This is a genomic window from Arthrobacter sp. Y3222053 (assembly GCF_059092805.1).
The window spans coordinates 622,017-635,421 of sequence record NZ_JBNHIA010000001.1; the positions used below are offsets into that span (position 1 = coordinate 622,017).

Genomic DNA, 13,405 nt, shown 5'->3' on the forward strand with positions numbered 1-13,405 from the left:
CGTCAGCTCAGGCCGGAAGGGGTGCCGTCGGCGTCGACGTCCATGCGCAGCGCCGCCGGGTACCGGGGCAGGCCGGGCATGGTCATGACGGCGCCGGTCAGCGCGACGACGAACCCGGCTCCGGTCTTCACCACCAGGTCCCGGACGTGCAGGGTGAAGCCCTCCGGAGCGCCAAGCAGCGCGGCATTGTCGGAGAAGGAGTACTGCGTCTTGGCCATGCACACCGGCAGCCGGTCCCAGCCGTTGGCGCGGATCTCCTCCAGCCGGCGCAGGGCGGGCAGGGCGAACTCCACGTCCGCCGCCCCGTAGATTTCGCGGGCGATGGTGCGGATCTTCTCCTCCACCGGAAGCTCCAGCGGGTAGAGGTGGCGGAAGCTGCGCGGTTCGTCCAGGGCCTTGAGCACCCGGGCGGCGAGCTCGTCGCCGCCCGGTCCCCCGCCGCCGCCGGCCCAGACGTCGGCCACTGCGGCGTCGAAGCCCTGGTCGGCGCACCAGCGCAGCAGCCACTGCAGTTCGTCGTCGGTGTCGGAGGCGAACCGGTTGATGGCCACCACCGGGCGGATGCCGAAGCCGGCCACGTTCCGCAGGTGGCGGTGCAGGTTGGCGGTGCCGGCCGCCAGCGCCTCCGGCGCCGGTTCGTCAATGCGCTCCACCGGCTGCCCGCCGTGCATCTTCAGGGCACGGATCGTGGCCACGACCACCACGGCGTCGGGAGCGACGTCGGCTGTCCGGGCCTTGATGTCCATGTACTTCTCGGCACCGAGGTCGGCGCCGAAGCCGGCTTCGGTGACGACGACGTCGGCCAGCCGGCGCGCCAGCGACGTGGCGATGACGGAGTTGCAGCCGTGTGCGATGTTGGCGAACGGGCCGCCGTGCACCAGGGCCGGTGTCCCGGCGATGGTCTGGACCAGGTTGGGCTTGACCGCTTCCTTCAGCAGCAGCGCCAGCGCGCCCTCGACGCCGAGGTCCCCGACCGTGACCGGACGGCGGTCCCAGGTGTAACCCACGGTGATGGCCGCCAGCCTGGCCTTGAGGTCGGCGAGGTCGCGGGCCAGGCAGAACACGGCCATCACCTCGCTGGCGACGGTGATGTCGAAGCCGTCCTCGCGCGGGGTGCCCTGGGCGGGGCCGCCGAGGCCCACCACCACCTGCCGCAGTTCGCGGTCGTTGAGGTCGAGGACGCGCTTGAAGGTGATCCGCCGCGGATCGATGCCCAGTTCATTGCCGTGGTGGATGTGGTTGTCGATCAGCGCCGCGAGGGCGTTGTTGGCGCTGGTGATGGCGTGGAAATCGCCGGTGAAGTGCAGGTTGATGTCCTCCATCGGAATGACCTGTGAGTAGCCGCCGCCGGTGGCGCCGCCCTTCATGCCCAGGACCGGTCCCAGGGAAGGTTCCCGCAGGGCAGCGATGGTGCGCCGGCCGCTGCGGGCCAGGGCGTCGGCCAGGCCCACGGTCACGGTGGATTTGCCTTCGCCGGCCGGAGTGGGGCTCATGGCGGTGACCAGCACGACTGCTCCCCGGGCACCGGCGTCGGGTACGAGCCCGGGATCCACCTTGGCCTTGTGCCGTCCGTAGGGTTCCAGCGCCTCGTCGGGGATGCCCGCCCGGCGGGCGATGTCCGCGATGGGCAGCATCACTGCGCGGCGGGAGATTTCAAGATCAGGTGAGGCGGCTTCTGCCGGACGCATGCAGCGTCTCCTTCCGGCTCGTGCTGGCCGCGCCGCTTCGGCGCGGCGGTACTCTCTGCGTCAACCTATCAGCGGCCGTCCCGGCTGTCGCCGGAACGGTTCAGTGCGGCAGCGAGAAGGCGTGGTGCCGGGCCGCCGCGGCCTCGTAGCTGCGGGCGGTGAGCGCCGCCGTGTGCTGCCAACCGAAGTTCTGTGCGCGTGCCGCCGCAGCGGCTCCGAGGGCGGTGCGCCCCGCCGGATCGTCATGCAGCCGTTCCAGCGCACGGGACCACGCTTCGGGTGCGTGTCCATCCACCAGGACTCCGGACCGCCCGTTGCCCAGGGCCTCGGGCAGGCCGCCCACGTTGGCGGCGGCCACGGGCGTGCCGCAGGCCTGGGCCTCCAGGGCCACCAGTCCGAACGATTCGCTGAAGGAGGGAACGGCCACGACGTCGGCCGAGCGGAACCAGCCAGCCAACGCGGCGGCCTGGACCGGCTCATGCAGGGTGACCCGCCGCTCAAGCCCCAGGGCCGTGACCATCGGTTTCAGGTCCAGCAGCTGCGCTCCGCTGCCGGCACCGATCACGCTGACCGCCAGCGGAATATCCGGGCGGCGGCGAACCAGGTCGGCGGCCGCCTGCAGCAGCACGTGCGGGCCCTTCAGGCGCTGGATGCGCCCGGCGAACACGACGTGGAACGCCTCAGGAGGCATCCGCAGCGCCGCCCGGGACGTGGCCCGCCCGTGGGGATGGAAGAGCCGCAGGTCCACCCCTGGGGCCACCACGTCCACCAGCCGGGGATCGGCGCCGTAAAGATCGCGCAGCTCACCGGCCTCGGTGGCGGTGTTGGCGATGAGCCGCGCCGCGCCGTCGACGACCTGCTGTTCACCGTGGATGCGCACGGCCGGCTCGGGCTGCTCCCCGGGCTGCAGCCGCTGGTTCTTGACCTGCGCCATGGTGTGCATGGTGTGGACCAGGGGCAGGCCCCAGGCACGGGACACGTCCAGGCCGGCTATGCCCGAGATCCAGTAGTGGGAGTGCAGCAGGTCGTAGTCCTGGCCGGCTCCGGCCTCGCAGACACCGTGCGCAAGCTCACCGCTGAGCCGGGGCAGGTCCTCCTTGGGCACCCGGCGCAGCGGGCCGGCCTTGACGTGCCGAACCACAACGCCGGGTCCCAGCCGGACAACGTCCGGCTGGGACCCCGCGTAGGCGCGGGTAAAAATGTCGACGTCGATACCGGTGCGCGCCAGCTCAAGGGCGGCCGAGCGGACGTAGACGTTCATGCCGCCGGCGTCGCCGGATCCGGGCTGTTCGAGCGGGGAGGTGTGCAGGGACAGCATGGCTACACGCTTGACTTCAGGCACCCCGCTCCCTTCACTGCCGGCCTGCGCGCGGGCCGCCGAGCAACGGCCGCACTATCGACTGTATAACGCCGGCAGGGGCCCGGATGTTTCCGGGTCCGGGCGTGATGCCGGACGCGTCAGCGGACCATGTGGCGGTGATGGGAGAGCAGGTGCCATTCCGGTGTCCGGCGGTGCGCCTCGGCGACGGCGCTGCTGCCGGCTCCGGCGCGGTGCCAGGCAGCAGCCAGGCGGCGCAGCAGCCTGGCCGCTGCGGAGGCAGAGGTTCGAGCTGCCGCCCCTGCCCCTGCCGCAGGGGCGGGACGGTGGAGGGCGGCGGCGGACAGTGCGGCCGGGGGTGCGGGAGATGGGAGGGCGTTTTTGGGCATGACAATTTCTCCTGGTGATATGACTGAATTCGGGCAGGAATCAGCACGGAAATAAAGGGTTAAAACAGCCGCGAAAAACGGGGCTGAAAGTGCCGCAGAATATACGGGGGGCGTTGAGCCGTGGCCGCCGGAAAAATGAGCACCGATTCCGATGCCGGCCGGGCCGCGTCCGCCAATTGAAAAACCAGGCGTTGCCGGACCGGGACGGAAACGGAGCCACAGCCGCCCTCCAGCCGCTGCCGCGGGCGCCTTCGCAGGAGGCCGGAATGTTCCGGCAGTCCGTAAGGTGAGGCGAAGGCCGCCGTTGGCGGTGCGTGAGGTCAGTGCAGTAGCCCGGGTCGGAACTCCGGCGCAAGGGAGGCGAAGCTACGCGCCTGCCTTGCAGGCGGCCAACGGCCCGGCAGGCTCAACCCGCCGGTGGACGCTCAGGCCTTATTGCCCCGCGATCCGAAGCCAAGGCCGGTGCCAAAGCCCGCCCCGCGGCCGAGGCCGGCGACGAAACCATGGGCGGATGCACCATGCCGTCGCGGACCTGGGGCCGCCGAAATCCGCTGACGCGGGAGCATGCCTACACCGGAGGTGTTTACGACGTTGATTCGCGCTGTGATCATTCTCCACCTCCATTTGGTGTTTGGCGGCTGCTCTCAACCGCTGGGATTCGTGTGGAATAAAGCTACCCCGAATACGCGGCGGCGCACAAGCCGAAAAGGCAAAAAAGCCGAAAGATATTACTTTTAGCTATTCCAGCGGACGACGGCCGGGGTCCGTTTATCCCAGCCCAGGATGCAGACGGCGGCGGTGCCGAGGACGAAATGCCTGCCGGCCGCAGCCGGCAGACCCAGCCAGCGGGCCGCAAGCACCCGCAGGAAATGCCCGTGCGCAACCAGCAGGACCCGCTCCACGGGAACCGCCTCGGGGTCCCGGTCCATGGCCGTGCCGCAGCCGGCCTGGACGTCGGAGATGATCCGGTCCGCGCGGGCGGCGATCTGCTCCAGGCTCTCGCCGCCCGGGGCGCCGTCGTTCCAGATGAGGTAGCCGGGGTTCTCCTCCCGGACAGTCCGGCTGCTGCGGCCCTCGTTGTTCCCGTAGTCCCATTCGTGGGCGTGCGGAACGACCTGGCCTCCCGGGTAGCCGGCCAGCTCGGCGGTGCGCCGGGCACGCCCCAGGGGTGAGGTCAGCACCCGGTCGAAGACGACGTCGCCGATCTTGCGTCCGGCAGCGCGCGCCTGGGCCTCGCCGGCGTCGGTCAGCGGAATGTCGGTGAGGCCGGTGTACCGGCCGTCCCGGGACCATTCCGTCTCCCCGTGCCGCAGCAGCCAGAGCATGGGAAGCCGGGTGCCGGACGGCGTGAGGTCCGGAACTGCCGGTCCGAGGTCCTGGGGTGCCTCCATGGGTTTTCCTTCCACGCTGCGCTGAGTCCGATGGGGTCGAGTCGAGGGGTCCGTCTGAAGCTGATCCGCCTGAAGCGCGCCTAGCGGGCAGGCCCGGCGTCCCCGGGCCGGTCCGCGCCGGAACCGGCGGAGTCTGCCGATTCCGGCTGGTCCCGCCACCAGGCGAGCAGCAGCTGCGCCGCTTCCGCGTCGCTGCGCGGCCCGTTCTCCAGGCGCTCCTCCAGCAGGAACCGGTACGCGCGGCCCACCACCGGCCCGGGACCGACGCCCAGCAGCGCCATGATGGCTTCGCCGTCCAGGTCAGGGCGGACGGCGGCAAGCTCCTCCTGCTCAGCCAGTTCGGCGATGCGCCGTTCCAGGTCGTCATAGGCGAAGGCCAGCCGCTCGGCCTTGCGCCTGTTCCGGGTGGTGACATCGGAACGGGTCAGCCGGTGCAGGCGCGGCAGCAGCGCGCCGGCGTCGTTCGCATAGCGGCGGACGGCGGAATCCGTCCACCCGGCATCCCCGTAGCCGTAGAAGCGCATATGCAGCTCCACCAGCCGGGCCACGGCCTTGATGGTGTCGTTGTCGAAGCGCAGCGCCTTCATCCGCTTGGCAGTGAGCTTGGCGCCCACCACGTCGTGGTGCAGGAAGCTGACCGCCCCGGACGGATCGAAACGGCGGGTGGCAGGCTTGCCGACGTCGTGCATCAGGGCGGCGAAGCGCAGGATGAAGTCGGGGCCGGGAACCGGGCCGTCGGCGTCGGACTCCAGCTCGCAGGCCTGCCGCAGCACCGTCAGCGAGTGCTGGTACACGTCCTTGTGCCGGTGGTGCTCATCGAGCTCGAGCCGCAGCGCCGAAACCTCCGGCAGCACCTGGTCCGCGATGCCGGTGCGCACCAGCAGGTCGATGCCCGTGGCCGGGTCGGCCCCGTTGATCATCTTGACCAGCTCATCGCGCACCCGTTCGGCCGAGATGATCGTGATCCGCTCAGCCATGTCCTGCATCGCCTCAAACACCTCGGGGGCGACGTCGACCTTCAGCTGGGACGCGAACCGGGCCGCGCGCATCATCCGCAGCGGATCATCGGAGAACGATGCCGCGGGGGTGCCCGGGGTGCGCAGGCGTCCGGCATGCAGGTCCTGGACTCCGCCGAACGGGTCCACCAGCTCGAGCGAGGGCAGCCGCAGCGCCATGGCGTTCATGGTGAAGTCGCGGCGGAACAGGTCATCCTCGAGCTTCTCGCCGAAGCGCACCTCCGGCTTGCGGGAGCTGCGCTCGTAGGCGTCGGCGCGGTAGGTGGTGATCTCGATCTGCCAGCCGCCCTTGCGCAGGCCGATGGTGCCGAACTCGCGCCCGATCTCCCAGAAGGTGTCGCTCCACGTGCGGACCACGCCGATGATGTCGTCCGGGCGGGCGTTGGTGGTGAAGTCCAGGTCCGGGGACAGGCGGCCAAGGAAGAGGTCACGAACCGGCCCGCCGACCAGGCTCAGCTCGAATCCGGCGGCCTCGAACAGGCCGCCGAGCTCCGTCACGACGGGAGGAAGCGGGGTCTGGAGGGCCGAGCCGTCAAAAAGGTGCACCATAGTGCTTTAAGCGTGCCAGATAAAGAGGCCGGGGCGGACCACGGGAGCCCTGTAGCGGGCGGACACGCCGGGGGCGCCGCGGCAGCACCGGGGCGTCGCCGAACAGTCATCATCGCCGGACAAAGGTCGTTAGAGTGGGGTTATGGCCCACCCTGTTCCGAGTGCTCCGAAGAGGACCCCGTTGACTGCGTCAATGGGCTCCTCCGGCACGCACGCGGGACAGATGCCGCTGCCCACCGTGGAGGAGGTCTCCGCGGGGGGAATCGTGGTGGACTGCACGGCGCCGGAGCTGCCGGTGGCCATCATCGCCCGGCTCAACCGCGGCGGACGGCTCGAATGGTGCCTGCCGAAGGGGCACCCCGAGAACGGCGAGACCAACCAGCAGGCCGCCGTGCGGGAGATCGCCGAGGAGACCGGGATCAGCGGACGCATCCTGAGCACCCTGGGCAGCATCGACTACTGGTTCACGGTCAGCGGGCACCGCGTGCATAAGACGGTGCACCATTTCCTGCTCGAAGCCACCGGCGGCCACCTCACCATCGAGAACGATCCCGACCACGAAGCGGTCGACGTCGCGTGGGTGCCGCTGGCCGAGCTGGGACGCCGGCTCTCCTTCCCCAACGAGCGCCGCATCGCGGACCTCGCCCGGGAAATCCTGCCCCGCCACCTCTGAGCCGCGGTGCTGCGGTTGGGGAGCCCGGCCGCGGAGGTGAGAGCATAAAGGCACCATGGCCGAGAACATCACAGCAACGAGTACCGCCCGTTCCAGCGCGGTAATGGCCGCGGGAACACTCGCCTCCCGCCTCCTGGGACTGGTCCGGACGGCACTGCTCGCCGTGGCGATCGGCAGCACCGGCCTGGTCACCGACCTCTTCAGCGCGGCCAACGTGCTGCCGAACTTCATTTACCTGATGGTGGCCGGCGGCGTGTTCAACGCCGTCCTGGTGCCGCAGATCATCAAGGCGAGCAAGCGGCCGGACCGGGGCCGGGAGTTCGTCTCACGCATATTGACCCTGAGCCTGGTCTTCCTGGCCGCCGTCACGCTGCTGGTCACGCTCGCCGCCCCGCTGATCCTGCCCGTGGTCACCCGCTTCGACGAGAATCAGCTGGGGCTGGCCACCACCTTCGCCTACTGGCTGTTCCCGCAGATCTTCTTCTACGGCGCCTACGCGGTGATCGGGCAGATCCTCAACGCAAACGCACGGTTCGGCGCCTACATGTGGGCGCCGGTGCTGAACAACATCGTGGCGATCGCGGGCCTGCTGCTGTTCATCAGTGTCATCGGACGGGAGGAAACGCAGGGGTTCACCCCGGACACCTGGTCCGGAACCGCCACCCTGATCCTCGCCGGATCCACCACCCTGGGCATCGCGGCCCAGGCGCTGATCCTGCTCGTGCCGCTGAAGCGGCTCGGCCTCGGCCTGCGGCCGTCCCTGAAGCTGCGCGGCGCCGGACTGGGGCAGGCGGCCAAGGTGGCCCGCTGGACCATCATCACCATGCTCGTGGGCAACGGCTCGTACCTGGTCTACACGAACGTGGCCACGGCCGCGACTCGGGCACGCGACGCCTACCTCGCCCTGGACCCGCCGCAGGTGATCGCAGGCCATCTGAACCTCGAGACCGCCTCGATGCTGTACATCATCCCGCACTCGGTGATCACGCTCTCGATTGCCACGGTGCTGTTCAACCACATGTCCCACGCCTTCGCGGAGCAGGACCTCGATTCGGTGCGCCGCACCCTCTCCGGCGGCCTGCGCTCCATCGGTGTCGCCACCGTGTTTGCCGCCGCCGTCCTCGTGGTCCTCGCCGGGCCGATCAGCATGTGGTTCAGCGGCGGGTCCAATGCCTCGGCCGCCGTGCAGGCCCAGGTGCTGGTGCTGCTGGCCGTCAGCGCGCCGTTCCTCAGCGCCACCTTCCTGATGAACCGGGCCTTCTACGCCAATGACGACGCGAAGACCCCCCTGATCATGCAGCTGATCCTCTCCGCATTCGGGATCGCCCTGGCCTTCGCGGCCCTGGCGCTGCCCCCGGACCGCATCGTGTTCGGGCTGGCCGTGGCCTATTCCCTGGGCAACGTCGCCGCCGTCATCCTCAGCCATATCTTCCTTACCCGCCGGCTGGGCAGCTACGGCGCCGCCCGCACAGTGGACGTGCACCTGCGCCTCACGGTGGCCGCGCTGGGCAGCGCCGCCGTCGGCGCCGCAGTGCTGGCGCTGCTCGGCGGATACTCCGCGGACGGCTACGCCTGGCAGTCAATGACCTCCTCCGTGGTGGTGATCGCGGTCTGCGGCCTGGTGATGGCGGCGGTCTATTACGTCGGGCTGCGCCTGCTGAAGGTCCGCGAACTCGATACCTTCCTGGCGCCCCTGCTGGCAAGGGTCCGCCGCGGGGCCTAGTACCGGAACTGCGGTTTTGCCCGGGGGCGCGGGTAGCATGGGACCGAGAGCGGGCGGTCTTGCGTGGTCCGCAGCCCGACAGCAGTTGTCCATAGGCAAGGCCCCACTTGCCGTTTCCTTGGGAGGAAAACGTGCCGCAGCCGGTAGACGTCGGCTCAGTGCTGGGAGGACGCTATAAAGTGACCGCCCAGGTGCTGGCCTCAGCTGAGAACGACCTTGTCCTCGACGGCGTGGACCAGGTCCTGAACCGGCCGGTCAGCATCCTCCTCGCGGCTCCGGCGAATGCCAGCCAGGTGACGGCCAGTGCCCGCGAAATCGCCACCGGTGAGCGCGAGGCCAATGTGCAGGTGCTTGACCTGGGCATCAGCGACGGGCAGACCTACCTCGTCACCAGCGAGTCGCACGCCGCGGACCTGCTGGACCTCGTGATCGAACGCGACGCGCCGTTCGTCGAGCCCTTCTTTACCGACACCCTCGGTTCCGAGATCTTCGGGATGCCCCGCTCACGCGAGCCGGAGCCCGACGACAGCGAAGACATCTACGTCGAAGTGGACGAGGACCGCCCCAAGCGGCCCCTGCTGCCGCACATGGCGAAGGCCAGGATGCCCAGGTTCGGACGTTCCGGAGCCGGCGCGGCCGCGGCGGCCGCCGCCGGCAGCGGACAGGACCTGGAGTACGGCGGAGTGGACGACGCCCCCGCCGAAGCGGCCACCGGCGCCGCCGCCGCACCGCCGCCGCCGTCCGCTCCCCCGCGCCGGGAGGCGGCGACGTCCGCCATGCCCGCAGCTCCGGCTGCGGCACCCGCCGCCCGCGCCCAGAGCGCCAAGGTCAGCCGGTGGGAGGATGAGCGCACGGAGGAGGGCAACGGTGACGCCCGCCGCCCCTCCAGCTTCCCCCGGTCAGCCATGGCCGGCACCGGCTACGACGACTCCCTCGCCGGCGAGCTGACCGACGACGACGCTGACGAGGACACTTCCTCCTCCGGCGGCAAGCGCACCGGCCGGCTGGTCGTGGGCGGGGTGCTCAGCCTGGTGCTGATCCTGGCCGTCGTATTCGCCGTTGGAAACCTCGGGCGGCTCGGCGACATGTTCAGCGCCGCCGAACAGGCCGCTCCCGAGACCTCGGCCGCGCCGGAGCCCGCCGCCCCGTCGGACGGCCCCGCCGCCGAGACCGCGCCCGCCCCCGTGGTAGCCGGCGTCAGCCGGCTGGTTCCGGGAAACCAGCAGCTCGACTCGGTCAACGACGGAGCGCTTCCCCGGATCATCGACGGCGACCCGGCCAGCTTCTGGTCCAGCTACGTCTACGCCAACGACACCTTCGGTGGCCTGGCTCCCAGCCTGGCCCTGGTGGTCGAGCTGGAGCAGGAAGCCACGGTCAACGCGGTGGAAATCACCCAGCTCAACGGCACCGGCGGCAACTTCACGGTGATGCTCAACAACGAACCCACCCTGGACGGCGCTCGGACCGTGGCTCAGAGCGGCTTCAGCGGCTCCACCACCACCATCCAGGTGCCCGAGCAGGAGGCCGGCGACGGCGCCCGCTACGTGATCATCAACTTCACGCAGCTGCCGCGGCTGAGCGGTGTCCAGGCCGAGTACCCCTGGGGCCTGCGCATCAGCGAAATCAGCGTGTCCTGAGCTGCCGGGCCGCCTGAGGCCCGGCTCCGGGCTCCGGGAATATCCCTCGGCGCCGCCCGCGGAATAAGCTGGGAGCAGCAGGCGTTTTGCCGGTATCCTCTCCGCCCGCAAGGGCCAGGAAAGTAACAGCGTCAACAAGGAAGAGGTTCACAGCACGTGAGCAGCGAAACCACCGTGGACGCCGGCACCGCCGGCGAGGTCCGCGACGTCATCATCGTCGGCTCCGGCCCCTCCGGGTACACGGCTGCGATCTACACCGCCCGCGCCAACCTGAAGCCGCTGCTGATCGCCGGTTCCGTAACCGCCGGCGGCGAGCTGATGAACACCACCGACGTCGAGAACTTCCCGGGCTTCCCGGAAGGCGTCATGGGCCCGGACCTCATGTCCCAGTTCGAGAAGCAGGCGGAGCGCTTCGGCACCGAGATTCTGTTCGAGGACGTCACGGCCGTGGACCTGCAGGGCGAGATCAAGGTCGTCACCCTGGGCAACGGCGACGTCCATCGTGCCCGTGCGGTCATCATCTCCACCGGCTCCGCCTACCGTGAGCTCGGCCTCGAGGACGAGAAGCGGCTTTCCGGCCGCGGCGTCTCCTGGTGCGCCACCTGCGACGGCTTCTTCTTCAAGGGCCAGGACATCGCCGTCGTCGGCGGCGGCGACTCGGCCATGGAGGAGGCACTCTTCCTCACCAAGTTCGCCAACTCGGTGACCGTGATCCACCGCCGCAGCACGCTGCGCGCCTCCCGGATCATGCAGGACCGTGCCCTGTCCAACGAGAAGATCCGCTTTGTCTGGGACTCCGAGGTCATCGGCATCCACGGCGAGGACAAGGTCACCGGCGTGCGGCTGCGCAACACCGCCGACGGATCCGAGTCGGATCTGCCGGTCACCGGCCTGTTCGTCGCCGTCGGCAACGATCCCCGCACCGACCTGGTCAAGGACCAGCTGCGGCTGACCGAGGAGGGCACCATTGCGGTCCTGGGCCGCACCTCCAAGACCTCCCTGCCCGGCGTCTTTGCCGCCGGCGATGTCATCGACCCCACCTACCGCCAGGCAATCACCGCCTCCGGCAGCGGGTGTGTGGCCGCGATCGACGTCGAGCACTACCTGGCCGACGTCGCCGGCAACGACACGGCGGCGGAGGTCCCCACCCCGCCGGCCGAGGCTGTTTCCGAGGAAGCCACCCTCTAGACCCGGACCCTTAGATAGGAGCCCCACATGAGCAACGCCAAGGCTGTATCCGACGCTTCGTTCGGCAGCGATGTCCTGCAGGCTGACAAGCCCGTCATTGTCGATTTCTGGGCGGAATGGTGCGGTCCGTGCCGCATGCTGTCCCCGATCCTCGACGATCTTGCGGCCCAGTACGCCGAGAAGGTCGAGGTCGTGAAGCTGAACGTCGACGAGAACCCGGCGACCGCAGCGAAGTACGGCATCACCTCGATTCCCGCCGTCTACGTGTTCAAGGACGGCGAGGTGGCCGCCACGTCGATCGGGGCCAAGCCCAAGCAGGTCCTGGAGCAGGAATTCGCGGCGTTCCTGAAGTAGCCATGATTCAACACTCCGCAGATGACAGTCTGCAGAGGCTGGACGTAAGCCGGCGCGTGGTGGCGCTTCGTGAAGCGCTGCTGCGCGCCGGCATTTCCATGTCCTACCTCGCCCCTGACGCCGTCAACAACCCCTCCGTCTTTGACGACCACGTCGATGCCGCCGTGCGCGCCTTTCAGCAGAGCCGTGGCCTCATTGTCGACGGCGTTGCGGGCCCGGACACGCAGCGTGCCCTGCAGGAGGCCCAGTTCCGGTTCGGCGACCGTGTGCTGTCCTACGAAGAGGACGAACCGGTGCAGCGGGGCGACGACGTCGCGGAGCTGCAGCGGCACCTGTCCCACCTCGGCTTCTACTACGGCCATATCGACGGATCCTTCGGCTTCCGCACCGGATACGCGGTGGCGGAGCTGCAGCAGAACCTGGGCATCCCGGGAACCGGCGTATGTGATGCCGAAACGATGACGGCGATGGCGCGGGTGAACCGTGCGCTGTCCCCCAGCCAGGCGTTCGCCCTGCGGGACTACGACCGCCTGGACCGCAGCACCGCTGCCCTGCGCGGAAGGCTCATCCGGGTCAGCGCGGGCCGGTCCACCGCGGTTTCGCCGCATGCCACCGAACGTCTCACGGGTGCGGCCCTTACCGAGCTGCTGGTGGCAGGCGACGTAGCCCGTCGGGTGGAGCGGATCCTCGCGCAGTTCGGCGCCCACGTCGTCTCCGCTGATTCGACACGCCCTGCTCCTGCGGGAAGCGGCGACCGACGCCGTGAAACGGTTCCGAGCCTCAGCCTGGACCTGCACTGTGACTGGCTCGACCAGGAGGCCGCCGCGGGCATCGCAACCTACTACTGGGGCATCCCCTCCACCGGGGAGCCGCGGTCACCGATCGGTCACCGGGCAGCGATCCTCATGCTTAAGGAGTTGACCGCACGCACCGACTTCGCGCCTTTGGGCGTGCACGGCCGCACCTGGGATACCCTCCGTATCGCCGGCACCCCGTCGGTCAGCATCGACATGGGCTACCTGAGCAACGCTCATGATGCCGCGCGGTTGGCCGACCCGGTGGTACGGCAGACCATCGCCGACTCCATCGTCATCGCGGTCCAGCGCCTGTACCTGCTGGAGGAGGAAGACCAGCCGACGGGCACCCTGGCGCTGGATGACGTCAGCCGTTTCAACCCCTCCGAAGAGCAGCGACTCACCGGCTGACCGTCGCTTTCGAACGGAGTCTTCCGGCTTTCTGTAACAGAGCGGTGCCTTCCGCGTGTCAGTTCCATAAACAGCCCGCGGGCTGTTAGAAATGATTCAGCCCTCCTCCTGGCCGCAGGATCGGCCAGGAGGAGGTACCAAATGTTTCACGTGGAACGTCTCTCCCCTTATCTCTTGTGAGACCGGAACCCTGTGCCCGTCGGGGTCGCCTGTGACGCTGGAGAGGCCGTCCGACCCTGCCGTGCCGAATCCCCCCGCTCCCTGCAGAACAGGC

General features: G+C 69.3%; 11 protein-coding genes. 6 read left to right on the forward strand and 5 right to left on the reverse strand.

The features are described 5' to 3' along the window. Positions 1-2: 2 nt before the first annotated feature. The 5 genes from AC5RUW_RS02945 to AC5RUW_RS02965 all read right to left on the reverse strand — a co-directional run bounded on the left by AC5RUW_RS02945 (position 3) and on the right by AC5RUW_RS02965 (position 6,351). Positions 3-1,688 (reverse strand): formate--tetrahydrofolate ligase, encoded by a 1,686-nt coding sequence (locus AC5RUW_RS02945; RefSeq protein ID WP_494159322.1) that lies wholly within the window; start codon positions 1,686-1,688, stop codon positions 3-5. Positions 1,689-1,788: 100 nt separating this feature from the next. Next, a complete protein-coding gene (mshA, locus tag AC5RUW_RS02950) occupies positions 1,789-3,030 on the reverse strand; it encodes a D-inositol-3-phosphate glycosyltransferase (RefSeq protein ID WP_494159323.1) in 1,242 nt (413 codons plus the stop codon). A gap of 116 nt (positions 3,031-3,146) precedes the next feature. Then, positions 3,147-3,395, reverse strand: a complete 249-nt coding sequence (locus tag AC5RUW_RS02955) for a hypothetical protein (RefSeq protein WP_494159324.1) — start codon at positions 3,393-3,395, stop codon at positions 3,147-3,149. 734 nt (positions 3,396-4,129) lie between these two features. Beyond that, on the reverse strand, positions 4,130-4,720 hold the full coding sequence (locus tag AC5RUW_RS02960; protein WP_494159553.1) for a histidine phosphatase family protein: 591 nt from the start codon (positions 4,718-4,720) through the stop codon (positions 4,130-4,132). Positions 4,721-4,866: 146 nt separating this feature from the next. Further along, positions 4,867-6,351, reverse strand: coding sequence for a CCA tRNA nucleotidyltransferase (locus AC5RUW_RS02965; RefSeq protein ID WP_494159325.1), 1,485 nt, complete (start codon positions 6,349-6,351; stop codon positions 4,867-4,869). A 142-nt stretch (positions 6,352-6,493) separates the two neighbouring features. Between AC5RUW_RS02965 and AC5RUW_RS02970 the strand changes: the two genes are divergently transcribed. The 6 genes from AC5RUW_RS02970 to AC5RUW_RS02995 all read left to right on the forward strand — a co-directional run bounded on the left by AC5RUW_RS02970 (position 6,494) and on the right by AC5RUW_RS02995 (position 13,131). After that, positions 6,494-7,024 carry an NUDIX hydrolase gene (locus tag AC5RUW_RS02970; RefSeq protein ID WP_494159326.1) on the forward strand — a complete coding sequence of 177 codons (531 nt, stop codon included), beginning with the start codon at positions 6,494-6,496 and terminating at the stop codon, positions 7,022-7,024. 55 nt (positions 7,025-7,079) lie between these two features. Beyond that, positions 7,080-8,747 (forward strand): murein biosynthesis integral membrane protein MurJ, encoded by a 1,668-nt coding sequence (gene murJ / locus AC5RUW_RS02975; RefSeq protein WP_494159327.1) that lies wholly within the window; start codon positions 7,080-7,082, stop codon positions 8,745-8,747. A 131-nt stretch (positions 8,748-8,878) separates the two neighbouring features. Further along, complete coding sequence (locus AC5RUW_RS02980) at positions 8,879-10,384, forward strand: ABC transporter substrate-binding protein (RefSeq protein ID WP_494159328.1); 1,506 nt, start codon at positions 8,879-8,881, stop codon at positions 10,382-10,384. Positions 10,385-10,540: 156 nt separating this feature from the next. After that, positions 10,541-11,572 carry a thioredoxin-disulfide reductase gene (trxB, locus tag AC5RUW_RS02985; protein ID WP_494159329.1) on the forward strand — a complete coding sequence of 344 codons (1,032 nt, stop codon included), beginning with the start codon at positions 10,541-10,543 and terminating at the stop codon, positions 11,570-11,572. Between the two features lie 27 nt (positions 11,573-11,599). Beyond that, positions 11,600-11,926 carry a thioredoxin gene (gene trxA, locus AC5RUW_RS02990; protein WP_494006355.1) on the forward strand — a complete coding sequence of 109 codons (327 nt, stop codon included), beginning with the start codon at positions 11,600-11,602 and terminating at the stop codon, positions 11,924-11,926. A gap of 2 nt (positions 11,927-11,928) precedes the next feature. Beyond that, positions 11,929-13,131, forward strand: a complete 1,203-nt coding sequence (locus tag AC5RUW_RS02995) for a peptidoglycan-binding protein (protein ID WP_494159330.1) — start codon at positions 11,929-11,931, stop codon at positions 13,129-13,131. The last annotated feature ends 274 nt before the right edge of the window (positions 13,132-13,405 follow it).

Excerpts from the sequence above, each read along its gene's own strand:
- murJ (WP_494159327.1), top strand. The coding sequence starts at position 7,080 with ATGGCCGAGAACATCACAGCAACGAGTACCGCCCGTTCCAGCGCGGTA.
- AC5RUW_RS02955 (WP_494159324.1), bottom strand. The coding sequence starts at position 3,395 with ATGCCCAAAAACGCCCTCCCATCTCCCGCACCCCCGGCCGCACTGTCC.
- trxA (WP_494006355.1), top strand. The coding sequence starts at position 11,600 with ATGAGCAACGCCAAGGCTGTATCCGACGCTTCGTTCGGCAGCGATGTC.
- AC5RUW_RS02995 (WP_494159330.1), top strand. The coding sequence starts at position 11,929 with ATGATTCAACACTCCGCAGATGACAGTCTGCAGAGGCTGGACGTAAGC.
- AC5RUW_RS02945 (WP_494159322.1), bottom strand. The coding sequence starts at position 1,688 with ATGCGTCCGGCAGAAGCCGCCTCACCTGATCTTGAAATCTCCCGCCGC.
- AC5RUW_RS02965 (WP_494159325.1), bottom strand. The coding sequence starts at position 6,351 with ATGGTGCACCTTTTTGACGGCTCGGCCCTCCAGACCCCGCTTCCTCCC.
- AC5RUW_RS02960 (WP_494159553.1), bottom strand. The coding sequence starts at position 4,720 with ATGCTCTGGCTGCTGCGGCACGGGGAGACGGAATGGTCCCGGGACGGC.
- AC5RUW_RS02970 (WP_494159326.1), top strand. The coding sequence starts at position 6,494 with ATGGCCCACCCTGTTCCGAGTGCTCCGAAGAGGACCCCGTTGACTGCG.